This window comes from Rhodococcus sp. M8 (genome assembly GCF_015654185.1).
Classification (GTDB): domain Bacteria; phylum Actinomycetota; class Actinomycetes; order Mycobacteriales; family Mycobacteriaceae; genus Rhodococcus; species Rhodococcus aetherivorans.
On sequence record NZ_CP064065.1, the window covers coordinates 2,878,080 to 2,900,959 of the forward strand.

Consider the following 22,880-nt stretch of genomic DNA (forward strand, 5'->3'; position numbering starts at 1 on the left):
TTCACGCCGGCGACCAGGCCGCCAGGACCGTGCGCACGGCGGTGACCACCGCCAGCGGCTGGTCGATGACCGGGTGATGTCCCGCGACCGGCAGATCCGTCACCAGCGCGTCCGGACCGAACTGGGGCCGCATCCGGGCCAGCAGGTCGGGACCGACGATGCCGTTCTCCGAGCGGAAGTAGGCGATGCGGCACTTCGCCTCGAAGCTCTCGAGGCTGGTGCGCCGGTCCTTGGTCATCCGCAGGGCGTCGAACTTCCAGCTCCACCCCCCGGGCACCTGCCGCATGGACTGCCGCGCGATGTGCTCGAGCACGTACGGCTCGGCGGTCTCCTGGGGCGGGACCAGCCGGAACCGCGCCATCGCCTCCTCCGCCGTCGGATACACCTTCGTGCCACTGCGCTCCCGCGCGGCCTGCGCCCGCATCTCGATCTCCTCGGGCGTCAGGTCCCGGATCGGGGAGTCGAGGATCACCACCCCGTCCAGCCGGTCGCCGTACAGATGGGAGGCCGCGAAGGAGACGATCCCGCCCATGCTGTGGCCGACCAGCACCGGGGGCCCGGCGATCCCGCCGGCCTGCGCCACCGCGAGCACCTCCGCGGCCCACAGCTCGAGGGAGTAGCCGTCGCGGTGGCCGCTGTCCCCGTGCCCGCTCATGTCCAGCGCGACGACGCGCCGGCCCTCGGCGAGCTGGGGTGCGACGTGATCCCACCAGCGCGAGTGCGCCATCCCGCCGTGCACCAGCACGATGCCGGGACGGCCCTCCTCACCCCACGCGCGGTAGGCGATCGAGACGCCGGCGACCTCGACGTTGCCGGTCTCCACCGGCGCGGCAAGTGCCTCGACGAACCACTTCGGCGCCGATTCGTTGTCGATGCTCATTACCCGAACCTACTTCGCTCTCACCTTCCGGTCACCAGCTGGGCCACCAGAGCGAGACGCGGCTCCTCCTGCTCGGGCTGCGGGTGGACCACCGCGGCGACGGCCTCCCCGTCCAGCAGGTGCACGATCGTGAACAGCAGCGTGTCGAATTCCGCCGGTTCGAACCGGGAGGCGATCGGCAGGGTGCGGCCGAACTCGGCGATCTGGGCGTGGTACCGCTGCGCCATCGGAGCGAGACGGGCGCGCAGCGCGGGATCGGTGCGCGCCGCGCCGAGCAGTTCGTACCAGGCGGCGTTGATCGGGGCGCGGCACGCGGCCCGCAGCAGCCGCAGGCACTCGCGGACCGACTCGGGGCTGTCGCCGGGCCCACCGAGTTGTTCGAGCCCGAGCCGGAAGTTCGCGAACTGCCGCTCGCGGACGGCGTCGGCGGCGGCGACCATCAGATCGAGCCGGGCCGGGAAGTGCCGGAACACCCCACCGGAGGACACCCCGGAGCGGCGGCACACCTCCCCGATGGTGGTGGCGGTGTAGCCGAGTTCGCCGAGGGCCTCGACGGTCGCGTCGAGGATCCGCTCGATCGTGGCCGTGCGGCGCTGCTGCTGGGTGCGCCGCCCCGCGACCGGGTGTCGTTCTCGCTCCGGCGCTTCCGTCATCGGGTGCCGCTCCGCGCCGGCACGGGTCCACGCGCGTCGACGCCCGCGCGCAGGAAGCGCCCGGTGCCGACGGTGGCGCCGTAGCCGGGCACGAACTCGCCCGCACGGCACACCACGCGCCCGGCCACCGCGGTCGCGGTGACGGCGGCGTCGTTGCGGTTGACCATGCGGCTCAGTCCGCCGAACTCGGGCATGGGCGCCTCGTGGTAGGCGTCGGTGTCCTCGTTCAGACCGGCCGGGTCGACCACCACGAGGTCGGCGCGGTCGCCGATGCGCAGGTGCCCGGCGTCGATGCCGTAGAAGTCGCCGAGTTCACCGGTGAGCTTGTGGATCGCCGATTCCAGCGGCATGACGGGCTTTCCGCGCCCGGCGTACTCGTGGATGCGGCGCAGCATGCAGATGCCGTAGTTGTAGAACGCCATGTTGCGCAGGTGCGCGCCGGCGTCGGAGAAGCCGACGGTCACGCCGGGCTGCCGCAGGAGCCGGTTGGCCACCTCGGGCCGATCGTTCGCGATCACCGTGTGCCAGCGGAACTTCCGTCCGTGTTCGACGACGAGGTCCAGGAAGGTGTCCACCGGGTGCACACCGCGTTCGCGCGCCACGGCGCCGATGGAACGACCGACGAGCGACGCGTCTGGGCACTCCACGATGGTGGTGTCGTCGAAGTCGCGGTGCCACACGCGCGGCGAGAACTTCTTGTCGAAGTCCTGCCGGAACCAGCGGCGGTACGCCTCGTCGCGCAGCAGCTCGTTGCGGGCGACCTCCTCCTTCAGGTGCAGGGCGGCCCGCCCCGAGCCGAACTCCTCGAACACCACGAGGTCGATCCCGTCGGAGTACACCTCGAACGTGGTGGGCAGGTGCTGCCAGCGGAAGGCGCCGCGGCCGACCCGGTTGGCGGCGAAGGCGATCGGAGCGAAGATGCGGTGCACCCAGCGTTCGGCCTTGGTGTCGGCGGCGGCGAGCACGGCGGCCTTCATCGGCTTGCGGCCCAGACCGGTGGTGGCGAGGGCGAAGAACGCCACGTCGTACTTGGTGTTGAGGTTCGGCACGGCCTGCAGGACGCGGCCGCGGCGGCGCAGGATGCGGTGTATCCGGCGGAACTCGGACCACGAGGCGTGGGTCGAGGGCAGCGTGCGGGAGCGGTAGCGATCGCCGTCGAGTTTGTCCCAGGGATTCGTCATGGTGGACACGCCGAGGAATCCGGCGTCGAGGGCGTCCTCGATACCGGCCTCGATCGCGGCGAGTTCGGCACGGCTCGGAGCGCTGGCGGGATCGGTGGAGCGGCCGAGCCCCAGGACGGCGGCCCGGACGTCGGAATGCCCGATGAACGCGGCGACGTTCGGGCCGAGCGGCAGGGCGTCGAGCGCGGCGACGTATTCCCGGGGCGACGACCAGGTCCTGCCCTGCTCGAGCGCGGCGAGCACGTGTTCGCGGGGCAGCGCCTCGACCCGGCTGAACAGATCCGCGGCGTCGAGCGGCGGCACGAACACCGTCGAGAGCGAGCAGTTGCCCATGAGGACAGTGGTGACGCCGTGCCGCACCGACTCGGGCAGGCCGGGCGAGACGAGCACCTCGGCGTCGTAGTGGGTGTGGGGGTCCACGAAGCCGGGCATCACCCACCGGCCTTCCGCCTCGATCACCTCGGTGTCCGGCCCGATGGGCAGCGGTTCGGCGCTCGCCGCCGCCACCACGCCGTCCCGGACACCGAGGTCGCGGACGACGCCGGGTGCGCCGGTGCCGTCGAACCACAGACCTCCGCGGACAACCAGGTCGAACTCGGCGGGCGCCGGTGTCGTGTCCATGTGACCTCCCTCACGTCGATGCACCGAGCATAGCGAGAAAGAGGACGACCGCTCTCTATTTTCGGCAACTCGCCGGGCAGGCGCCGGACCGGTCGGGGCCACGAATAGAGTGCGGCCATGCCCGCGTTCCCGGCCGTCCCCGCCACCCCCGCTCTGCTCGTCGACCGTGACGTCCTCGACCGCAACATCGCGCGGATGGCCGACGCGGCGCGCATTCGTGGCGTGGCCCTGCGCCCGCATGCCAAGACGCACAAGTGCGTCGAGATCGCCCGTCGCCAGATCGCCGCCGGCGCCGTCGGGCTGACCGTCGCGACGGTCTCCGAGGCCGAGGTCTTCGCCGATGCCGGTTTCCGCGACCTGTTCATCGCGTATCCCCTGTGGACGGACGCCGCGCGCGGGGCCCGGCTGCGTGCGCTCGCCGCGGAGGTCCGCCTGACCGTCGGGGTGGACTCGGCCGAGGGCGCGCGGGCACTCGCCGAGCACGCCCGACCGGGCCTGCACGTGCTCGTCGAGGTCGACAGCGGTCACCACCGCACCGGGGTCGCCCCGGAGCGGGCCGGGTCGGTCGCCGTCGCGGCCGCCTCGGTCGGGCTCGAGGTGCGCGGCGTGTTCACGTTCCCGGGGCACTCCTACGGGCCCGGTCGGCCGGCCGCCGCGGCGGCGGACGAGGCGACGGCACTGAGCCGGGCGGTGGCGGCGGTGGCGGCCACCGGACACGACGCGAGCGTGGTCAGCGGCGGCTCGACCCCCACCGCGCACCTCGACGTGCCGGCTGCCACCGAGCTGCGGCCGGGCGTGTACGTCTTCGGCGACGCGCAGCAGCTCGAGCTGGGCACGGCCGGTGCGGACGCGATCGCGCTGACGGCGCTGTCGACGGTGGTGTCGGCGCGTGACGACACGGTGGTGCTCGACGCCGGCAGCAAGGTGCTCGGCGCCGATCGCGCCGCCTGGGCGACGGGCTACGGCCGCATCCTGGGCGCACCGGACGCGCGGATCGTCGCGCTGTCCGAGCACCACGCCACCGTGCAGTGGCCGGACGCCGCCGATCGCCCCGCGCTCGGCACCCGGGTCCGGGTGATCCCCAATCACGTGTGCACCACGGTCAATCTCGCCGACGACCTGATCGTCGTCGCCGGGGACACGGTCGTCGACCGGTGGCCCGTCGCCGCCCGCGGCTGCAACACGTAGGCGGCTCCGGCGCCGGTGCGTCCTTTGGGCGGCTAGGACGGCCCGAAGGACACACCGCGCAGGGCCGCCCCGATCGCGTCGGCCGCGTCCACCGCCCGGGATTCCGGCAACCGCGCGTACCCGCACACGAGTCCGCGCGGACCGCCGGGGGCCGCGCTGTACGTGCTGAGCGGCGCGCTCTCCACCCCGAGCCGTCGTGCTGCGGCGGCGACCGCCACGTCGTCGACGTCCTCCGGAAAACGCAGCACCACGTGCAAACCCGCTTCGATACCGGTCACCGACACGCCGAACCGCTCGAGATCGCGTAGCGCACCGACGAACGCGGACCGCCGGGCGCGGTACGTGCGGGACGCACGCGCCAGATGCCGCGACAGCGCCCCCGACTCGATCAGCCGGGCCAGCGCGGACGCGGTGACCGAACACGCCACCTCCCCGCTCTCGGTCACGGCTGCCGCGATCCGCGAACGCAGCGGGACCGGCGGTATCAGCCACGCGAGCCGCAGATCCGGCGACAGGATCTTCGAGGCGGCCCCCACGTAGGCGACGCACTCGCGCCCGCCGTCGATGCTGCGCAGCGCCGGGAGTGCGGACACGTCGTATCGGAACTCGCCGTCGTAGTCGTCCTCGACGACGACAGTCCCGGTCTCGGCGGCACGGGCGACGAGCCGTGCCCGACGGGACACCGGCATGCGCGCCCCCATCGGATACTGATGAGCGGGTGTGCAGTACACCGCGGCGTCGGTCTCCCGCACCAGGTCGGGATCCAGACCGTCCTCCCCCACCGGGATCGGCCGCGGCCGGGCGCCCTCGCCGACGAGCGCCCGTCGCGCACGGCCGTACCCCGGGTCCTCGAACGCGACGTCGCGGTCCCGCAACGTCGCGGCGATCGCGAGCACCCGGATCGCGGCGGCGACGCCCGGCAACACGACGATCTCGTCCGGGCCGCAGGCGAGGCCCCGCGTCCGCCGGAGGTGATCGGCCAGCGCCCGGCGCAGCTCCGGATGCGCATCCGGATCGGCGACGCCGAGGGTGCGTGGTGCCGCGGCGGCCGCACGCCAGGCCCGGCGCCACTCCGCGTCCGAGACCAGCGCCGGGTCCGGTATGCCCGGCCGCAGGTCCAGTACGGGCGCGCGACGAGCCCGGTCCGGCTCCGACGGCGGCGCGGCAGCCACGACCGGGTGTGATGCGGCGTGCGCCCGGGCCGCCACGTCCGCTCCGGCCGCGACGCGCGTACCCGAGCCCGCCCGGGCCACAGCGAAGCCCGAGGCGCACAGCTCGTCGTACGCCTCGACCACGCAGCCGCGGGACACCCCGAGCTCCGCGGCCAGCGTGCGGGTCGACGGCAGGAGATCGCCGACCCGGATGTGACCGCACCGGATCCGGTCGACGACGGCCTCGGCGAGACGCTGCCGCAGGGGGGCGCCGGTGTCGGGCAGCTCGAAGGTCAGATGGACGACGGGCGCGACGCGGGGCACGGCACGACAATACTGGTCCTGGATTCGGCGGGTCTTGTGGATCTGTTCATCGGTCCGCATATTGACGAGGCTCGCCTGCATGGACAACATCAGGCGCTATCCCGAACGGGCCCGGACCCAGCGGGCCGACCTCGACGCGGTACTGGACGCGGCGGTCACGTGCACGTTCACCACCGTCGTCGACGGCCTGCCGTGGGTCGTACCGATGCTCTACGCGCGCGACGGCGACCGGCTCCTCCTGCACGGCTCCACCGGAGCGGGCGCGCTGCGCCTGGGGACGTCCGGGGCGCCGGTGGCCGTGTGCGTGTCGATCCTCGACGGCGTCGTCGTGGCGCAGGACCTGTTCCACTCGTCCGCGAACTTCCGATCCGCAGTGGTCCGAGGCGAAGTCACCGTCCTGTCCGCAGAGGAGTCCGCCGGCGCACTGGACGTCCTGTCGGACGGCCTGATACCGGGGCGCAGCGCCGAAACCCGGGCACACACCAGGAAGGAACTGGCGGCCACGGCCACCCTGGCGCTGCCCATCCGGCCGGGGCAGTGGACGGTCAAGATCCGCGACGCACCCCCGTCCGCGCCCGACATGAGCGACGGCTCCTGGGCGGGCGTGGTCCCGTTGCGGACGGTCGCGGGCCGGCCGGTCGCCGCGCCGTGGGTCGCGGACGACGTGCCTGTACCCGCGTCCGTCCGCAGGCTGGTGGACCGCTACGCGACGAGCACGACGATGGTCTCCGCGACCAGCGCCGGCTTCTCGGCGCCTTCGGCCTCGACGGTGTAGGTGACGGTGAGGTTCGCGCCCTTGGCGGTGCGCTCGAGGGACGCGAACTTCGCGGTCGCCCGCACCGTCGAACCCACCGGGACGGGCGAAGGGAAGCGAACCTTGTTGGCGCCGTAGTTGATCTTCATCTTCAGGCCCTCGATGGCGAAGATCTGCGAGCCGAGGACGGGCAGCAGCGAGAGGGTGAGGTAGCCGTGGGCGATGGTCCGGCCGAAGGGCCCGGACTTCGCCCGCTCGGGGTCGACGTGGATCCACTGATGGTCGCCCGTGGCATCGGCGAACTGATTCACCCGTTCCTGGGTGATCTCGAGCCAGTCGCTGTGGCCGAGGTCCTCGCCGACGGCCGCCTCGATCTCGTCGATTCCGTTGAAGGTCCGCATGTTCCATTTCTCCTGTGTCAGGGCCGCAGTGGCCGGTGCCCGGCGCGGCGGAGGGTGACGCGATACGTGTAGTGCTCGGGCAGGAAGTAGCTGACGGACAGCTCGGTCGGTTCGCCCGCATCGTTCGAGTACAGCCGGTCCACCCGCAGCAGCGGATGTCCGGGCCCGCAGTTCAGCTCGCGCGCAACCTCTTCCGTGGCCCGCGCGACGGTGATCGTCTGGGCCGCCTCGACGATGGGGTGCTCGAGGTACGGCTCGAGCAGGCCCATCACCGTGTTCCGGCTCGACGCCCCGGCCGCGAGCTCCGGGGCGCCCTGCACGTGCGCGGCCACGTGATCGGGCAGGTACACGGTGGTCAGCGCGAACGGGATCCCGTCGTGCACGCGGCGCAGCACCACCGCGTGCACCAGATCGGTGTCCAGGCGCAGCCGGCTCGCGGCCTCGATGTGCACGCCGCGGCGCAGCGGCGCGACGATCTCCATCGTGGTGTCGGCGGCGAGGTCGAGCAGGTCCTCGATGGAGCCGAGCTGGCGCCGGTAGCGCCGCCCGTCCTCGTTGGCGAACGTGCCGCGGCCGGGCACCCGGTAGACGACGCCGTCGGCGACGAGGTCCTGGAACGCGCGCCGCACCGTCTGCCGGCTCAGCCCGTAACGCTGCGCGAGTTCGGCCTCGGTGGGCAGGCGGACGCCGCCGCGGTACTCACCGGCGTCGACGGCCTCGCGCAGCCGTCGCGACAGCTGCGCGTACGCCGGTTCCGTGTCGCGTTCGCCCATGACGACCATGAATCCTAGTGACGGCTGGTCACAGGCCGCCGCGGGCCACCAGTTGGGATGCGATGACGCCCTTCTGGATCTCGTTGGTGCCCTCGCCGACGATCATCAGCGGGGCGTCGCGGAAGTAGCGTTCGACGTCGTACTCGGTGGAGTAGCCGTAGCCGCCGTGGATGCGCACCGCGTTCAGCGCGATCTCCATCGCGATCTCCGAGCAGTACAGCTTGGCCATGCCGGCCTCCATGTCGCACCGCTCGCCGCTGTCGAACTTCTCCGCCGCGTAGCGGGTCAGCTGCCGCGCCGCGGTGAGCTTGGTGGCCATCTCCGCCAGGTAGTTGCCGATCGACTGGTGCTTCCAGATCGGCTGCCCGAAGCTCTCGCGCTGCTGCGCGTAGGCGAGGGAGTCCTCGAGCGCGGCCGCGGCGACACCGAGGGCGCGGCACGCGACCTGGATGCGGCCGGTCTCGAGACCCTTCATCATCTGCGCGAAGCCCCGCCCGGGCTCGCCGCCGAGGATCGCGTCGGCGGAGATCCGATAGTTGTCGAAGCTCAGCTCACAGCTCTCGACGCCCTTGTAGCCGAGCTTGGGCAGATCCCGCGAGACGGTCAGGCCGGGCCCGTGCTCGACCAGGACGATGGAGATGCCCTTGTGCCGCGGGGTGGCGGCCGGGTCGGTCTTGCACAGCAGCGCGATCAGCCCGGCGCGCCGCGCGTTGGTGATCCACGTCTTGGCGCCGTTGATCACCAGGTCGTCGCCGTCCCGGCGGGCGGTGGTGGTCATCGCCTGCAGGTCCGAGCCGCCGCCGGGCTCGGTCAGCGCCATCGTCGCCCGCACCTCACCGGTCGCCAGGCGGGGCAGGTACGTGCGCTTCTGCTCCTCGGTGCCGAACAGCGACAGCAGCTTCGCGACGACGGTGTGCCCGCCCATCGCGCCGGCCAGCGACATCCAGCCGCGGGCGAGTTCCTCGGTGACCTGCGCGTAGCACGGCATCGACACCGGCATCCCGCCGTACTCCTCCGGCACCGCCAGCCCGTAGATCCCGATCTGCTTCATCTGCTCGATCCACTTCTCGGGGTACTCGTTGGCGTGCTCGACCTCCTGCACCGACGGCTTGACCTCCCGGTCGATGAACTCGCGCACCGTCTTGACCAGGAAGGTCTCTTCGTCGCTCAGGTAGCTCACGGAAAAATCCTCGAATCGACACGGGACCTGTAATCCCACCCGTCATTTGTACGGCCATTTTTGGCCTCACGGCCTCGCGATGTCAATACCTCTGGGCGCGAGACACCCCTTGAACGGCCTATGTGTCGCCCCAGTCCTCGCTTATGAGTCGGCGCCGGGTAGCGCCGGACCGGACAATGGCCGTACATTTATCCCGTTCCCGACCGCCCCACAGCAGAGGTTGATCCGTGAATCCTGCGCAGCCCCGCCGCCGGCGAGCCGTGCTCGTCGCCCCCGGCTCCGACGAACGCAAGGCCGGCAAGGCGCTGGCCTCCTCGGCCGACGAGGTGGTCCTCGACCTCGAGGACGCCGTCGCCACCGCCCTCAAGGACACCGCCCGCGACCTCGTCGCCGATCTGGTGTCCACCCACGGCACTGGCCGCGCGATCGCGGTCCGCGTCAACGGTCCCGGCACGCCGTGGTTCGCCGACGACCTGCGCGCCTGCGCCGCCCTCGGACCGGCCCTGTCGTCGATCGTGGTGCCCAAGGTGGAGGGCCCGGCCGACCTCGCCGAGACCGACCGGATCCTCACCGAGGCGGGCGATGCCGACCTCGTGGTGCAGGCACTGATCGAGACCCCGGCCGGGGTGACCCGCCTCGACGAGATCGTCACCGGCCCCCGGCTGGCCGCGGTGATCCTCGGCTACGCCGACCTCGGCGCCGCGCTCGGCCGCGCCCGCACCGCCGCCCCCGAGCACTGGCTGTACGTGCAGGACCGCCTCCTGCACGCCGCCCGCGCCGCGGGCGTGCAGGCGATCGACGGACCGTTCCTGTCCATCACCGACGACGAGGACTTCCGTCGCGCCGCCCGCTGGACCGCCGACCTCGGCTTCGACGGCAAGTGGGTCATCCACCCGGCCCAGATCGACTCGGCCGCAGCGGCCTTCACCCCCGACGACGCGCAGGCCGAGCAGGCCCGACGGGTGCTGGCCGCCCTCGCCGAGGCCGAGGCCCGCGGCGCCGGAGCCGCCCAGCTCGACGGACAGATGCTCGACGAGGCGGTCGCCGTCGCCGCCCGCCGCACCCTCGCCCTGATCGGAGACAAGTGAGATGACCACCGCACGCACCGCCACCGAGGTCGGCGGACCCTACTTCGACGAGCTCACCGTCGGCCAGGTCTTCGACACCGCCCCGGCCGTCACGATCACCGACGGCCTCGCCGCCGCCCACCAGGCGATCCTCGGCGACCGGCTGCGCCTGCCCCTCGATGCGCACCTGTCGGCGGCCGTCGCCGGTGGGCCCGTCGCGCACGCCGGCCTCGTCACCGACCTGGCGATCGGCCAGTCCACCCTGGTCACCCACCACGTCAAGGCCAATCTGTTCTACCGCGGCCTGCGCTTCCACCGCTTCCCCCACCTCGGCGACACGCTCTACACCACCACCGAAGTGGTGGGCCTGAAGGAGAATTCGGCCAAGCCCGGCCGCAAGCCCACCGGGCTGGCGGCGCTGCGCATGAACACCGTCGACCAGAACGGGCAGACCGTCCTCGACTTCTACCGGTGCGCGATGCTGCCGCTGAGCGAAACCCCCGATCCCGCGCGCGCCGTGCCCGCCGACGACCTGTCCGCGATCGGCCCGCAGGAACCGCCGCGGTGGTCTGCCCCCGCCGACTGGGACCTCGCCGCCTACCGGACCCGCGTTCCGGGACCGCATTTCGATCCGTCGCTCGCCGGTGCAGTGCTGCGGTCCAGCGGCGACGTCGTCTCCAGCGCACCCGAACTCGCGCGCCTGACCCTCAACATCGCCGCCACCCACCACGACGAACGCGTCGGCGCCGCAGGACGACTGGTGTACGGGGGCCACACCATCGGCCTCGCCCTGGCCCAGGCCACCCGCGCGCTGCCCAACCTCGTCACCGTCCTCGGCTGGCACTCGTGCGACCACACCGGCCCGGTCCACGAGGGCGACACCCTCACCAGCGACCTGCACATCGACTCCGCCCAGCCCCTCGACGGCGGCGGAGGCGTCCTCGAACTGCGCTCGATCGTCCACGCCCACCGCGGCACCGACGCGCCGGCACCCGTGCTGGACTGGCGCTTCACCGCCCTCATGGCCTGACCCCGGAACCGACATGACACTCCCCGCCTTCGCCCCGAGCCCCACCGAAGTCCCGGACCCATACGACGGGCACCACTGGCGTCTGCACGCCCGCTGCCGGTTCATCGGACCGGACACCTTCTACGCCCCCGAGGACGAGACCTGGGGCGAGCGGCAACGCCGGGAACGAGCGGCCCGGGACATCTGCGCGGCCTGCCCGGTCCGCATCCCGTGCCGCGACGATGCCGTGAAGAACAAGGAACAGCACGGGATCTGGGGTGGACTGACCGAAAGGGAACGCCGCGGACTGCGGTATGTCCGCTGGCTGCCGGACGGTTCTGCGACTCGTGGGGCGGGTACGTCGGCGGCCGGCTGACCTCCCTCGCATGCGCTCGGGGCCGAGCGAATGTATCGCCCACTCGATCTGATCGAGTGGGCGATACATTCGCTCACTCCCCTTCGCTCACTCCCCGCGGACGGCGATCTCGTCGATCAGCCCCCACTCGAGCGCCCGCGGTGCCTCGAGCGCGACGCCGGTGACGAACAGGTGCAGCGCGCGCCAGCGGCCGATGCGGCGGGGCACGCTCACGGTGCCGCCCGCGCCGGGGATCAGGCCCATCGTCACCTCGGGCAGCCGGAAGAGCGTGTCGGGGGCGGCGACGATCCGGTGTGCGAACGCCGGGACCTCGATGCCGGCGCCGACGCAGTGCCCGTGCACGCGCACCTCGGTGCGGTCCGCGAGCGCGGCGATCAGCCGTCCCGCGCCGCCGCGGGTGCGGATCAGGTGCGCGGTCGCGGTGTCCGGGGTGTGGCCGAACTCGTCGAGGTCACCGCCGGCGCAGAACGACGGCCCGGCACCGTCGAGCACCACCCGCGCGACGGTGTCGTCGAGCAGCGGCAGGCGCAGCGCCTCGACCAGGGCGTCGCGCAGCGCGGTGCCGTAGGCGTTGCGGCGTTCGGGCCGGTTGAGGGTGAGGTGCAGGGTGTCGCCGTCGCGGTCGATCAGCACCGGATCCGCGACGGGCGGCGACGGCAGCGGCCGCCCGAGCCTGCGACGCTCGTCGAGCCAGCCACCGAACTCGGCGCCGCCCTGCAGGGTGGAGTAGGCGAGCGATTCGACGTCGATCGCCTCGGGCACCGGCAGCTTCTCGGTGATTCGCAGCACCTGCCCGGCGACGAGGGCCGACTGCGGATACCGCCCCACCGCCCGGACGAACTCGGCGAGCGCCGCGTCGACGTCCTCGGTGCCGACCACCGCCCGGTCCGCCGGATCGGGCCCCGCGACGTACGTGAGGTCCAGCGCGGCGGTCAGCGGCGCCAGGGCGGCCGGGACGGCGCCCGTGCAGCGCCCGACGAGCAGCCGATCCAGTGCCGGCACCCGGGCGGCCGCGGCCTCGACAATCGACGCGTCGGCGTCGTCGAGGTCGACGAGCAGCACGGGTTCGCACAGGGCGGCGCCGTCGCCGAGAACCGGTGTGTCCGCGGCGCCGCCCGCGAGTTCCGCCACCGTGAGGGTTCGTACGCCCGTGCCCATGTCCGCCGTCCTGAAGTCGTTTCGCGGACTGTAGCATCGGCGGCGTGTCGACCTCCGCGCGCCCGGATGTGCTGCGGGACTGGGCCGAGAGCGGAATCGCTTCTCTCACCGGCCGTCCCGACGGGCCACCCCTGATTCCCCCCGGTCGCGCGGCGACCGTCGCGCGGGAACGCACCGCCTGGATCGCCGACGTCACCGGCGGAGCGGTGCAGCTCGACGGGGCGCGCATGCTCGCCGAGCGCGCCGCCTTCACCGGGCATCGCCGCGGCGGCGCGACGTCGGCCGGCGGTTCGTGCCGGCTGCTGCCGACGGCCGACGGCTGGGCCGCCGTCTCCTGCGCCCGGCCCGACGATCCCCTGCTGCTCGGCGCCCTCGTCGGCGCCGACGTCGGGGCCGACCCGTGGCCCGCGGTCGAGGCCTGGCTGCGCGAGCACACCGGCGCCGACCTGGCCGAGCGCGCCGACCTGCTCGGCGTCGCGGCCGGACCCGTCACCCCTGCGCACGCTCCTGCCCCCCTGCGACCGCCGGCGCCGCGCCCCGTCGACGGGTTGCTCGTCGTCGACTTCAGTGCGCTGTGGGCGGGACCGCTGTGCGCGCACGTGCTGGGCCTGGCGGGGGCGCGGGTGATCAAGGTGGAGACACCGTCCCGGCCGGACGGCGCCCGCCGCGGCAATCCCGACTTCTATCGCCTGCTGCACGGCGGCCACGAGGCCGTGACCCTCGATCCCGCCCTCCCCCACGAACGCGCAGCCCTCGCCGCGCTCGTCGCGGCCGCCGACATCGTGATCGAGGCGTCCCGCCCGCGCGCGCTGGCCGGATTCGGCCTGCACGCAGACGAATTCGTCGCCACCGGCGGGACCTGGATCTCGATCACCGCGCACGGACGCGCCTCGAACCGGATCGGTTTCGGCGACGACATCGCCGCGGCCGCGGGACTGGTCGCCCGCGACGGCGACGGGCCGATGTTCGTCGGCGACGCGATCGCCGATCCACTCACGGGTCTGACCGCGGCGGCGCTGGCGATGTCCACACCCGGCGACGGTGGCGGGGTGTTGTGGGACATCTCGATGTCGGCGACGGTGGCCGCCACCCTGGACGGAGCCGAAACCGCTGCGGCGCAGGCATACCGGCGAGGCCACGAGTGGTACGTCGACACCGCGACGGGCACCGCGCAGATCGAGACGCCGCAACCACGCGCCCCGCGCGGCGACGTCGCCGAACCGGGTCGCGACACCGCCGCGGTGCTCGCCGAACTGGGGTCGGCGCGGTGACCGGCCTGCTGCTGCGCGACGTCGCGCTGCCGGCCGGCCGGTGCGACGTCGCGGTCCGCGACGGCCGCATCACGGCGATCGGGGTCGGCCTCGAAACCGACGGCGAGGTGATCGACGGCCGTGGTGGGGCGCTGCTGCCGGGACTGCACGATCATCACCTGCACCTGCACGCGATCGCCGCGGACGCCACCTCGGTCCGGTGCGGGCCCCCGCACGTGCGCACACCCGGCGACCTGGCCCGGGCGCTGGACGCCGCGCCCGGCGACGGCTGGGTCCGCGGCGTCGGCTACGTCGAGACGGTCGCGGGCCTGCTCGACGCCGCGGCGCTGGACCGGCTGCACGCGCGGCGGCCGGTGCGGGTGCAGCACCGCAGCGGCGCGATGTGGGTGCTCAACTCGGCGGCGACGATCCTGGCCGGACTGGACTCGGCCGACCATCCCGGGGTGGAGCGCGACGACGCAGGTCGCCCCACCGGGCGGGTGTGGCGGGCGGATGCCTGGCTGCGCGAGCGGCTGCCCGCCACCGGGCCGCCCCCGCTCGATGCCGTGGGCGCGGACCTGACCCGCCTCGGGATCACCGGGATCACCGACGCCACCCCCGATCTGGCGCCGGGCTCGCTGGCCGCGCTGATCGACGCACACGTCTCCGGCGCGCTGCCGCAGCGAGTGCACCTGCTGGGGGTGCCCCTCGGCGACGAACCCGAGGATCGACCGGCGACCGTGACGACCGGCCCGTACAAGATCGTTCTCGCCGACTCGGGACTGCCCGACTTCGAGGCCCTGGCCGGCACCGTCCGTCGCGCCCACGCCCGCGGCCGGCCGGTGGCGGTGCACTGCGTCAGCCGCGAGGCGCTGCTGTTGCTGCTCGCGGTGTTCGAGGAGGCCGGCACCCGTCCCGGAGACCGGATCGAGCACGGGGCGCTGGTCCCGGCCGAGTCGATCGGCGAGCTGCGTCGTCGCCGGGTGTGCGTGGTGACCCAGCCCGGCTTCCTCGCGCACCGCGGCGACGACTACCTCGAGCGGGTCGATACCCGGGATCTGCCGGACCTGTACCGCTGCCGGTCCCTGCTCGACGGCGGCGTGTCCGTCGCCCTGTCGAGCGACGCCCCGTACGGGCCGCTCGACCCGTGGGCGGTGATCGCGGCCGCGACGAACCGTCGCGCCCCCACCGGCGACGTCGTCGGTCCACAGGAGCGGATCACCGCCGCCGCCGCCCTCGACCGCTACCTGTCCCCCCTCGACGACCCCGGCACCGAGCCGCGCAGGGTGCGGGTGGGCGCGCCGGCGGATCTGGTGCTGCTCGACCACCCGCTCACCGATGCGCTTGCGGAGCCGACCGCGGAAGCAGTGCGCTGCACCGTGATCCGCGGCGAGATCCGGTATCGCCGCTGAGCCCGGGCCCGGTCGGACGAGGCCCTGCCCGGGCTGCTGCACCCGTTCGCGGGTCACGCCCGCACCACCGTCATGAATACCTGTTCGCTAGTCGAGGAGTGCGTCCGCGCTGCACGACGAGGTCGTCCCGGTGGGTCGCGATCTTCGTCTCCAGCGCGGCGCACCGCCCAGGTGGGCTGCCTCAACGCGCGACCAATGCGCGCACCCGGCGCGCGATGCCGGGCAGGAGCGTCACCACCGCCCCCAGCGCGACCGCGGCGACGACGGCAGTGGCCGTGTCGCCGAACGTGGCGGTGCCGAGTTCGTGGCCGCGCAGGGCATCGGTGGCGTGCGCGACCGGGTTGAGCGTCGCGGCGGCCTGCATCCAATCGGGCATGGTCTCGATCGGGGCGAAGGCGCTCGAGACGAACATCAGCGGCATCATCACCATCATCCCGGCGAACTGCACCACGTCGGGACGGCGGAGTCGGTCACCGATGAGCCCGAACAGGGCACTCATCGCCGCGGCCAGCACGGCGAGAACGACGATCCCGGCCAGGGCGTCGACGACGGTGCCATGGAACTCGAATCCGAGTACGACGGCGGCGACACCGAGGAGCGCGGCCCGGGCGAGCGTGAATGCGGCTTCGTTGAGCGTGCGCGCCACACCGGGCAGCGCCCCCCGCATGGGTAGCGCGGCGAAGCGATCGTGCAGGCCGTTGGTGTGATCGATCGCCGCGGACACCCCCGCGTTGGTGCCGGCCATCACGGTGGAGACTGCCAGCATGGCGGGGGTGAGGAAGTCGATGTAGCTGACCCCGGGAGGGAAGCCGGGTCCGGCCGCCACACTGCGGAACACCTGACTGAACAGGACCAACATCGCCATCGGCATGGTCAGCGAGAACATCAGCAACTGCGGGACGCGGGCACTCGTGCGCAGATTGCGGACCACGAGGGCGGCAAGCTGGTCCGCGGCGGGTGAGCGCCCGGGTCCGGTGGTGAGCATGGCGTTCATCGGGTGGCTCCGTTGTGGGTGAGGTGGGTGAAGACGTCGTCGAGGCTGGGCGAGGTGACATCGAGGTCGCCGATGGCGACGCGGTCCCGGGTGAGCTGGGCGACGAGTTCGGCAGCGGTCATCGCGTCACCCACGGTGAGTGCGACACGGACCCGGCCGTCCTCGCCGGGATTTTCGGCGTCGGGGCGGAACGGCAGGCCGCCGAGCTGGTGCGTGGGGATCGTGGCGGTCACCACCTTGCCGCCGACAATCCGCTTCAGCTCGGCGGGAGTGCCGCGGGCGGCGACCCGCCCCTGGCTGAGCACGACAATATGGTCGGCAAGCCGGTCGGCCTCTTCGAGGTACTGGGTCGTGAGCACGACGGTGGTGCCGTTGGTGGTGAGTTCGTCGACGACGTCCCACAGCGCGCTGCGGGCGATGGGATCCAGGCCGGTGGTCGGCTCGTCGAGGAACAGTACCGACGGAGATCCGACCAGGCTGGCGGCCAGGTCGACCCGACGTCGTGAACCGCCGGAGAGCTCACCGACCCGCCGCGACGCGAGGTCGTGCAATCCGAGCCGGTCGATCAGGGTGTCGGCCCGAGCCCGTGCCCGACCACGCAGGCCGGCGAGGCGGCCGATCAGTTCCACATTCTCTCGGGTAGTGAGGAACTCGTCGAGGCCGGCGTACTGGCCGGTGACCCCGATCCGGCGGCGGACGTCCATCGCATCGGTGACGACGTCGAGGCCCTCGACCAGCGCCCGGCCGACGGTCGGCCGCACCAGCGTGGTGAGCACGCGAATCAAGGTCGTCTTACCGGCGCCGTTGTGGCCGAGCACGCCGAGCGTCGTGCCCGCCCCCACCTCGAGGTCGAGGCCGTCGAGCGCCCACGTCTTGTCGTAGGCGACATGGAGATCTTCCACAACTACTGCAGGGGTGTTCATCTCACGCCTCCGAACCGGTGCCGGGCACGTGCACCGCCGGCGCGCCGCGATGTCGCCGGCCAGGACGGTGGGGCACCCCAGCAGGGAGGGGCGATGCGTTGGTGTCGTCGACGTCGAGTGCGATGTGGACACGGCTGGTCATCATCTGAGGGTCCTTCCGAGACGGCGCTCCCCTGGGTGGGGAGCTTGACTCTTCTGACGAGCGACCCGCGATGTGGACGCATCACATCGACAGCGTCCGCTCGAGCGCGGCGCGGCAAGACCGAACGAAGGGATCGTGGTGGGGAGCCCGATCGGCCCACCAGAACCGGCGCATCTCCCGGGGCAGATGCGAACGGCGGAAGGGCCCGGGCCGTCTCCCGCTGGTCGCACGGACCTTCGACGACCTGGCTGCCCGCGCACCCGCGGGCTCGGTGCAGCAGACCGAGCTGCTCGCCCCGGCCGCCTCCATGTGGAGCTTGACCGGCTACCAGGGGAACTCAGTGTCCCTGGCGCGGACTACCTTGACGAGCGCGGAGCCGACGTCGAATTCGCCTGAGAACCAACGGGAGGACCGGCCGCGCCGGTCACGCGCCGAGGTCGTGCGCGAGCCGCTGCACCCGCTCGCGCGCCGCGTCCAGGCTCGCCGTGGAGCGCTCGGTCATCGGCGCCAGCGCCGGAATACGGGACGCGAGAGTGTATTCGGCGGTCACGACCGTGACGTCCATGCCCAGTGAGTTGCCGAGCACCTGCTGCAGCGGCGGCACGGTGTGGTCGAGGCCCTCGTCCGGGTCGCCGGGGCCGTAGGCCAGCCCGCGGCTCGAGATCACCACGACGGGCGTGCCCGCGAACGGCTGGTCCGGCGTGTCGAACGGCACGGTGGTGCCGAGCACGTGGACGTGGTCGATCCACGCCTTCAGCGTCGACGGCAGCGACCAGTTGTACATCGGGGCGCCGATCACGACGACGTCGGCGGCGGCGACCTCGGCGATCAGCTCGGTCTGCACCGCCTCGGCCGCAGGATCGACGGCGACGCCGGAGACCCGCAGCCGGGGCGCATAGTGCAGTTCCGCGTCCGCGAGATGCGGGACCGGGTCTCGGTGCAGGTCCCGCTCGACCACGGTGTAGCCGGGTCCGCGGCGGCGCCACGTGTCGGCGAACAGGCGGGTCAGTTCGCGCGTGACGGACGTCTGCAGGTTCGCGGACGAATCGAGCTGCAGCAGCTGGGGCACGTCGGGCTCCTTCGGGTTCGGGTACTGCGCCGGACGACTACCGGCTACTGCACGATGCCGGCGGCACGCAGCCCGGCGACCTGCTCGTCGGTGAGGCCGAGTTCGGCGAGCACCGCGTCGGTGTGCTGTCCCAGCGCCGGTACCGCACCCATGCGCATCTCGACATCGGAGAAGGTCATGGGCGGCAGCACCGCCCGCACCGCGCCGGCCTCGGTGCCGACCTCCCGCCAGCGGTCGCGCTCGGCGAGCTGGGGATGCTCGATCAGGTGCTTCATGTCGTTCAGGCGGGCGGCCGGAACACCGGCCGCGGCGAGACGCTTGTCCAGTTCGGCGGTCTCGAAGCGGCGTGTGTTCTCGGCGACGACCGCGTCGGTCTCGGCGCGGTGCTGCACCCGCAGGATGTTCGTCGCGAACTTCGGGTGCCCGGCGAGATCCGGGCGGCCGAACACCTCGGTGACCAGCGCCCGCCAGCCCCGGTCGTTCTGCACGCCGATGAGGATCTTTCCGTCGACGGTCGGGTACGCGTCGTAGGGCGCGATCGACGCGTGGCTCAGACCCATCCGCTGCACCTGCGTGTCCTGGTACATCTGCAGGTACATCGGGTGGCCGAGCCACTCGACGGTCGCGTCGAACATCGACACGTCGATCGTCGCCCCCGCGCCGGTGCGTTCGCGCCGGAACAGCGCCGCCTGGATCGAGGTGAGCGCGTACATGCCGGCCGCGATGTCGGAGGTCGGGATGCCGGTCTTGGTGGCGGTCTCCGGGGTGCCGGTGATCGAGCACAGCCCGGTCTCGGCCTGGACCAGCATGTCGTAGGCCTTGCGCTCGCGCAGCGGGCCTTCGGTGCCGTAACCGGTCATGTTCACCACGATCAGCTCGGGCCGCTCGCGCCGCAGCTCGTCGGCGCCGAGCCCGAGCCGCGCCGCCGCGCCGGGCGCGAAGTTCTGGATCACCACGTCGGCCTCGCCGACGAGCCGGCGCACCGCGGCGACGCCCTCGGTGGCCTTGAGGTCGACGCAGATCGACTCCTTGCCGCGGTTGAGCCACACGAAATGCGATGCCAGCCCGTGCACGGCGGCGTCGTAGTTGCGGGCGAAGTCGCCCTCCCCGATGCGTTCGACCTTGATGACGCGGGCGCCGAGATCGGCGAGATGGCGGGTCGCGATGGGGGCGGCGACCGCCTGCTCGAGGCTGACGACGGTGATGCCTTCCAGCGGCAGTCCCGCCGATCCCCCGGCTTTCGGCTCGCTGTTCTCGCTCATCGCGTCGGTGCCTTCCTGTCTCCGTATACCGTTGCAGCCACGTCTTCTCCTCGGGCACGTGCGCGCCACCGCCGCACGTCGTCCTCCCCCGCCCCGTGGTCGATCAGCCACGCCCCCGGCCCTCCGGGATGCGCGACGAGGCGTTCGACGATCGGGGAGATCGCCTCGGCCGGGGCGCGGAACAGGTCGGACGGCACCGCCCGGTCGCCGCCCGGGGACGAGCCGCCCACGCGCAGCCCGACGGCCTCCCAGCGACGGAGGAGCAGGGGCATGTTCGTGTCGGTGGCGGCGTAGTCGTCGACGACGGCCTGCGGTTCCACGCCCGCGGCGAGCAGCAGGACGGCGACCGCGAGACCGGTGCGGTCCTTGCCGGCGGTGCAGTGCACGAGGACCGGGCCCGCGGCCCGCGCGACGACCGGCACGAGCCCGGCGAACAGCGGCGCGGCCACGTCGAACACCCGGCCGTAGAGTTCGGCGAGGCCGAGGCCGGTGCGCCCGGCCGGCGCGGCGTCCGCGTGCAGCGACAGGCGATGCACGTGCGTGCCGCCCGGCCAGGTGAAGGCGCGGTGCCCGCGTTCGGCGTCGGATCGCAGGTCCACCACCGTCGTGGGCGGCCGGTCGGAGAGGATGCCGCGCACCACGTCGCCGGTGTAGCAGGCGTCGCCCCGATACAGCACGCCGGGCGCGGTGCGACCGCCGTCGGTCAGCGGCAGTCCGCCGAGATCTCGCAGATTCACCGGTCCGGGCACGCGCTGTTGCTCGTCCTGCACTCGCACCTCTCCTCGTCGGTCCGGCACCGCCGGAACACGCGCCGTCACCCCACAGTTCATACCGGGCCGGTGGTACCTGTCCAGCGGGCCGCGGCGGATGCCCTATTCCGATCGGCCGTCCGCGATCAACGGCCACAGCCCCCGGGACCCGGCGTCGACGGCCGCCGCGGTGAGCACCTCGTCCCAGAACCGCACGGAGCCGAACTCCCTGCGCCACGACAGCAGCCGGTTCGCGTGCCGGTGCAGCTCGTGCTCCATGGTGAAGCCGATCGCGCCGAGGCTCTGGTGGGCGTTGCGCACGACCACCGACGCGGCGTGCCCCGCGCAGGACTTCGCGGCAGCGATCGCGAATCCCGCTTCGTCGCTGCCGAATCCGGAATCCTCGGCGATCGTCACGGCTGCCTGCGCGGCGGCACGCGCGAGCGCGCCCTCGGCGGCGATGTCCGATACCAGGTGCTGCACGGCCTGGAACTTGCCCAGGGCACGGCCGAACTGCACACGCGTGGTGGTGTGCTCGACGACCAGGTCGAGCACCCGCTCCATCGCGCCGCTCATCGCGAGAGCCCGGGCGAGCGCCCCCCGGCGCAGGAACTCCTCCGCGGTGCCCGCCGGAACTTCGGCGCCGGACAGCGCGGCGACGTCGACACGGATGTGGTCGCGCGGCTCGGACGCGACGTCGACCGCCTCGGTGACCTCGACGTCGGCGCGGGCGACGTCGGCGACCCGCCACGTGCCGTCCGCCTCCCACAGCACGACCACGGCGTCGACGTCGCGGGCCCACGGCACGTGCCGGGCCGAGCCGTCGGCGGCCAGCACGGCGGCGGTGCGTGCCGCCGCCGGATCGGTCACCGCGCGCTTGCAGCCGGACAGCTGCAGCAGCCAGCCCGCGAGGAGGTCGTTCTCGGCCACCGGCACCGCCGCGGCACCGGCGCCCGCGGCGCCGAGCAGATATGCGGCCTCGGCCCAGCCCGCCTCGCTGCCCCCGTCCGCCTCCGGACCGGTGAGCCGGGCGAGACCGAGTTCGACCAGAGTGGACCACAATTCGCGATCGAGGCGCAGCGGCCCGGTGAGGCGGTGGTCGTCGCCGCGGCGCTCGCCGAAGACCTGTTCGAGCATCTGCGCGAATTCGCGCATCTCCACATCGTTATCGGTCGACGTGCCGTTCGTCGCGTTGCTCATCAGCGCATCCCCAATCCCCGCGCGATGACCCCGCGCAGAATCTCACTCGTGCCGCCTCGGAGGGTGAATCCGGGACGCTGCATGACACCCGACCGCACCAGCTCGGCGAACTCGTCACCAGCGGTGTCGCTCTCGCCGGCCAGCTCGTCGGCGAGGTCCGCGATGTCGCCCTCGGCCTGCGTGCCGAGCACCTTGACCACCGAGGCGGCGACCTCCGCGTTCTCGTGCCGCTGCAGCGCCTCGGACACCCCGCGCGACATGTGGTGCAGGCCGAAGATCCGGCCGACGAACGCGCCGATGCGGGGGTCGGCCGGCAGGCGGCCGGCGGCTGCCTCGTCCACCGCGCCGGCGAGCACACCGAAGGTGGACATGAAGCGTTCCGGGCCGCTGCGCTCGTAGCCGAGTTCGGAGGTGACCTGCGCCCAGCCGTCGCCGATCGTGCCGAGCACGAGGTCGTCGGGCACGAACACGTCGTCGAGGACGACCTCGTTGAAGTGGTGCTCACCGGACATCGACAGCACGGGCCGGATCTCCACGCCGGGCGAGTCGAGCAGGACGATGAACTGGCTCAGCCCGGCGTGCCGGTGCGCCGGGTCGAGCGGGGCGGAGCGGGCCAGCCCGAAGAAGGCGTCGGCGTGGTGGGCGCCGGAGGTCCACAGCTTGGTGCCGGTGATGCGCCAGCCGCCGTCGACCTGCACGGCCTTGGTCTTCACGCTCGCCAGGTCCGATCCGGACTCGGGCTCGCTCATGCCGATGGCCCAGCAGATCTCGCCGCGAGCGATGCCGGGAAGGAACCGTCGCTTCTGCTCCTCGGTGCCGTACTTGAGCAGCGAGGGCGCGGCCTGCCGGTCCGCCACCCACTGGGCGGCGACCGGCGCGCCGACCGCGAGGAGTTCCTCGGTGACGACGAAACGCTCCATGAAGGTGCGGCCGTGCCCGCCGTACTCGGTGGGGATGGTCATGCCGACCCAGCCGCGGGCGGCCAGGGCCTTGGTGAAGTCGGTGTTCCAGCGGGCGAGCCAGGTGTCCACGCCCGGGGTGAACACGCCGGCCTCGATCTGCTCGCGCAGGAAGGCGCGCACCTCGGCCCGCAACGCTGCGAGACTCGGGTCGGGGGCACCGGCGGACGGTACCAGTGATGTACGCATGGTCGTCTTCTTCCG

General features: G+C 72.7%; 22 protein-coding genes. 7 read left to right on the forward strand and 15 right to left on the reverse strand.

The features are described 5' to 3' along the window. Window position 1: 1 nt before the first annotated feature. From ISO16_RS12840 to ISO16_RS12850, 3 genes are read right to left on the reverse strand one after another with little or no spacing between them, the layout of a single operon-like run. The gene (locus ISO16_RS12840; RefSeq protein ID WP_072636302.1) at window positions 2-880 is read right to left on the reverse strand and encodes an alpha/beta fold hydrolase; all 879 of its coding nucleotides are present in this window, start codon (window positions 878-880) and stop codon (window positions 2-4) included. 20 nt (window positions 881-900) lie between these two features. Next, entirely contained in the window at window positions 901-1,533 is a 633-nt protein-coding gene (locus tag ISO16_RS12845) for a TetR/AcrR family transcriptional regulator (protein WP_006941449.1), read from the reverse strand. Next, complete coding sequence (locus ISO16_RS12850) at window positions 1,530-3,335, reverse strand: N-acyl-D-amino-acid deacylase family protein (RefSeq protein ID WP_072636303.1); 1,806 nt, start codon at window positions 3,333-3,335, stop codon at window positions 1,530-1,532. Before ISO16_RS12850 ends, ISO16_RS12845 begins: the two co-directional genes overlap by 4 nt. A 117-nt stretch (window positions 3,336-3,452) precedes the next feature. On the opposite strand from ISO16_RS12850, the gene ISO16_RS12855 reads away from it, so the two are divergent. Next, window positions 3,453-4,523 carry an alanine racemase gene (locus tag ISO16_RS12855; protein ID WP_072636304.1) on the forward strand — a complete coding sequence of 357 codons (1,071 nt, stop codon included), beginning with the start codon at window positions 3,453-3,455 and terminating at the stop codon, window positions 4,521-4,523. A 32-nt stretch (window positions 4,524-4,555) separates the two neighbouring features. On the opposite strand, the gene pdxR is transcribed toward ISO16_RS12855, so the two are convergent. Further along, on the reverse strand, window positions 4,556-6,058 hold the full coding sequence (gene pdxR, locus ISO16_RS12860) for a MocR-like pyridoxine biosynthesis transcription factor PdxR (protein WP_230304539.1): 1,503 nt from the start codon (window positions 6,056-6,058) through the stop codon (window positions 4,556-4,558). Between the two features lie 19 nt (window positions 6,059-6,077). Here pdxR and ISO16_RS12865 point away from each other — a divergent pair, with 19 nt between their 5' ends. Then, a complete protein-coding gene (locus tag ISO16_RS12865) occupies window positions 6,078-6,773 on the forward strand; it encodes a pyridoxamine 5'-phosphate oxidase family protein (protein WP_072636305.1) in 696 nt (231 codons plus the stop codon). On the opposite strand, the gene ISO16_RS12870 is transcribed toward ISO16_RS12865, so the two are convergent. The 3 genes from ISO16_RS12870 to ISO16_RS12880 are packed head-to-tail and all read right to left on the reverse strand — an operon-like array spanning window position 6,701 to window position 9,106. Then, entirely contained in the window at window positions 6,701-7,153 is a 453-nt protein-coding gene (locus ISO16_RS12870) for a MaoC family dehydratase (RefSeq protein ID WP_072636306.1), read from the reverse strand. The two genes, ISO16_RS12865 and ISO16_RS12870, sit on opposite strands and share 73 nt — an antisense overlap. A gap of 17 nt (window positions 7,154-7,170) precedes the next feature. Continuing rightward, window positions 7,171-7,935 (reverse strand): GntR family transcriptional regulator, encoded by a 765-nt coding sequence (locus ISO16_RS12875; protein WP_029546198.1) that lies wholly within the window; start codon window positions 7,933-7,935, stop codon window positions 7,171-7,173. Window positions 7,936-7,954: 19 nt separating this feature from the next. Next, a complete protein-coding gene (locus ISO16_RS12880) occupies window positions 7,955-9,106 on the reverse strand; it encodes an acyl-CoA dehydrogenase family protein (RefSeq protein WP_072636307.1) in 1,152 nt (383 codons plus the stop codon). A 260-nt stretch (window positions 9,107-9,366) separates the two neighbouring features. Here ISO16_RS12880 and ISO16_RS12885 point away from each other — a divergent pair, with 260 nt between their 5' ends. The 3 genes from ISO16_RS12885 to ISO16_RS12895 are packed head-to-tail and all read left to right on the forward strand — an operon-like array spanning window position 9,367 to window position 11,558. Next, on the forward strand, window positions 9,367-10,194 hold the full coding sequence (locus tag ISO16_RS12885; protein WP_072636308.1) for an HpcH/HpaI aldolase/citrate lyase family protein: 828 nt from the start codon (window positions 9,367-9,369) through the stop codon (window positions 10,192-10,194). A gap of 1 nt (window position 10,195) precedes the next feature. Further along, window positions 10,196-11,203 carry a MaoC family dehydratase gene (locus ISO16_RS12890; RefSeq protein WP_072636309.1) on the forward strand — a complete coding sequence of 336 codons (1,008 nt, stop codon included), beginning with the start codon at window positions 10,196-10,198 and terminating at the stop codon, window positions 11,201-11,203. Window positions 11,204-11,216: 13 nt separating this feature from the next. Next, window positions 11,217-11,558, forward strand: coding sequence for a WhiB family transcriptional regulator (locus tag ISO16_RS12895; RefSeq protein WP_006941435.1), 342 nt, complete (start codon window positions 11,217-11,219; stop codon window positions 11,556-11,558). Window positions 11,559-11,645: 87 nt separating this feature from the next. Here ISO16_RS12895 and ISO16_RS12900 read toward each other — a convergent pair whose 3' ends face one another. Further along, window positions 11,646-12,716 (reverse strand): enoyl-CoA hydratase/isomerase family protein, encoded by a 1,071-nt coding sequence (locus ISO16_RS12900; RefSeq protein WP_072636310.1) that lies wholly within the window; start codon window positions 12,714-12,716, stop codon window positions 11,646-11,648. Window positions 12,717-12,760: 44 nt separating this feature from the next. On the opposite strand from ISO16_RS12900, the gene ISO16_RS12905 reads away from it, so the two are divergent. Both ISO16_RS12905 and ISO16_RS12910 read left to right on the forward strand, forming a co-directional pair. Next, on the forward strand, window positions 12,761-13,987 hold the full coding sequence (locus tag ISO16_RS12905) for a CoA transferase (protein WP_072636311.1): 1,227 nt from the start codon (window positions 12,761-12,763) through the stop codon (window positions 13,985-13,987). Then, on the forward strand, window positions 13,984-15,378 hold the full coding sequence (locus tag ISO16_RS12910; protein WP_072636312.1) for an amidohydrolase family protein: 1,395 nt from the start codon (window positions 13,984-13,986) through the stop codon (window positions 15,376-15,378). The genes ISO16_RS12905 and ISO16_RS12910 overlap by 4 nt, the downstream gene beginning before the upstream one ends. Before the next feature lie 181 nt (window positions 15,379-15,559). Here ISO16_RS12910 and ISO16_RS12915 read toward each other — a convergent pair whose 3' ends face one another. From ISO16_RS12915 to ISO16_RS12945, 7 genes are all read right to left on the reverse strand, one after another. Beyond that, window positions 15,560-16,372, reverse strand: coding sequence for an ABC transporter permease (locus tag ISO16_RS12915; RefSeq protein WP_072636313.1), 813 nt, complete (start codon window positions 16,370-16,372; stop codon window positions 15,560-15,562). Then, window positions 16,369-17,295: an ATP-binding cassette domain-containing protein gene (locus ISO16_RS12920; protein WP_072636314.1), complete on the reverse strand. Its 927-nt coding sequence runs from the start codon at window positions 17,293-17,295 to the stop codon at window positions 16,369-16,371. The genes ISO16_RS12915 and ISO16_RS12920 overlap by 4 nt, the downstream gene beginning before the upstream one ends. A gap of 566 nt (window positions 17,296-17,861) precedes the next feature. Further along, window positions 17,862-18,506, reverse strand: coding sequence for an FMN-dependent NADH-azoreductase (locus ISO16_RS12925; RefSeq protein ID WP_072636315.1), 645 nt, complete (start codon window positions 18,504-18,506; stop codon window positions 17,862-17,864). A gap of 44 nt (window positions 18,507-18,550) precedes the next feature. Beyond that, window positions 18,551-19,768 (reverse strand): CaiB/BaiF CoA transferase family protein, encoded by a 1,218-nt coding sequence (locus ISO16_RS12930; protein ID WP_006947372.1) that lies wholly within the window; start codon window positions 19,766-19,768, stop codon window positions 18,551-18,553. After that, complete coding sequence (locus ISO16_RS12935; protein WP_072636316.1) at window positions 19,765-20,544, reverse strand: tyrosine-protein phosphatase; 780 nt, start codon at window positions 20,542-20,544, stop codon at window positions 19,765-19,767. The genes ISO16_RS12930 and ISO16_RS12935 overlap by 4 nt, the downstream gene beginning before the upstream one ends. A gap of 96 nt (window positions 20,545-20,640) precedes the next feature. After that, complete coding sequence (locus ISO16_RS12940) at window positions 20,641-21,717, reverse strand: acyl-CoA dehydrogenase family protein (RefSeq protein ID WP_072636317.1); 1,077 nt, start codon at window positions 21,715-21,717, stop codon at window positions 20,641-20,643. Next, window positions 21,717-22,865 carry an acyl-CoA dehydrogenase family protein gene (locus ISO16_RS12945; RefSeq protein WP_006947369.1) on the reverse strand — a complete coding sequence of 383 codons (1,149 nt, stop codon included), beginning with the start codon at window positions 22,863-22,865 and terminating at the stop codon, window positions 21,717-21,719. Before ISO16_RS12945 ends, ISO16_RS12940 begins: the two co-directional genes overlap by 1 nt. Window positions 22,866-22,880 lie beyond the last annotated feature (15 nt).

What these genes read in the sequence shown, in the direction of transcription:
- ISO16_RS12840 (WP_072636302.1), bottom strand. Translation starts at nt 880, where the DNA reads ATGAGCATCGACAACGAATCGGCGCCGAAGTGGTTCGTCGAGGCACTT.
- ISO16_RS12845 (WP_006941449.1), bottom strand. Translation starts at nt 1,533, where the DNA reads ATGACGGAAGCGCCGGAGCGAGAACGACACCCGGTCGCGGGGCGGCGC.
- ISO16_RS12850 (WP_072636303.1), bottom strand. Translation starts at nt 3,335, where the DNA reads ATGGACACGACACCGGCGCCCGCCGAGTTCGACCTGGTTGTCCGCGGA.
- ISO16_RS12855 (WP_072636304.1), top strand. Translation starts at nt 3,453, where the DNA reads ATGCCCGCGTTCCCGGCCGTCCCCGCCACCCCCGCTCTGCTCGTCGAC.
- pdxR (WP_230304539.1), bottom strand. Translation starts at nt 6,058, where the DNA reads ATGCGGACCGATGAACAGATCCACAAGACCCGCCGAATCCAGGACCAG.
- ISO16_RS12865 (WP_072636305.1), top strand. Translation starts at nt 6,078, where the DNA reads ATGGACAACATCAGGCGCTATCCCGAACGGGCCCGGACCCAGCGGGCC.
- ISO16_RS12870 (WP_072636306.1), bottom strand. Translation starts at nt 7,153, where the DNA reads ATGCGGACCTTCAACGGAATCGACGAGATCGAGGCGGCCGTCGGCGAG.
- ISO16_RS12875 (WP_029546198.1), bottom strand. Translation starts at nt 7,935, where the DNA reads ATGGTCGTCATGGGCGAACGCGACACGGAACCGGCGTACGCGCAGCTG.
- ISO16_RS12890 (WP_072636309.1), top strand. Translation starts at nt 10,196, where the DNA reads ATGACCACCGCACGCACCGCCACCGAGGTCGGCGGACCCTACTTCGAC.
- ISO16_RS12895 (WP_006941435.1), top strand. Translation starts at nt 11,217, where the DNA reads ATGACACTCCCCGCCTTCGCCCCGAGCCCCACCGAAGTCCCGGACCCA.
- ISO16_RS12900 (WP_072636310.1), bottom strand. Translation starts at nt 12,716, where the DNA reads ATGGGCACGGGCGTACGAACCCTCACGGTGGCGGAACTCGCGGGCGGC.
- ISO16_RS12915 (WP_072636313.1), bottom strand. Translation starts at nt 16,372, where the DNA reads ATGAACGCCATGCTCACCACCGGACCCGGGCGCTCACCCGCCGCGGAC.
- ISO16_RS12920 (WP_072636314.1), bottom strand. Translation starts at nt 17,295, where the DNA reads ATGAACACCCCTGCAGTAGTTGTGGAAGATCTCCATGTCGCCTACGAC.
- ISO16_RS12930 (WP_006947372.1), bottom strand. Translation starts at nt 19,768, where the DNA reads ATGAGCGAGAACAGCGAGCCGAAAGCCGGGGGATCGGCGGGACTGCCG.
- ISO16_RS12940 (WP_072636317.1), bottom strand. Translation starts at nt 21,717, where the DNA reads ATGAGCAACGCGACGAACGGCACGTCGACCGATAACGATGTGGAGATG.
- ISO16_RS12945 (WP_006947369.1), bottom strand. Translation starts at nt 22,865, where the DNA reads ATGCGTACATCACTGGTACCGTCCGCCGGTGCCCCCGACCCGAGTCTC.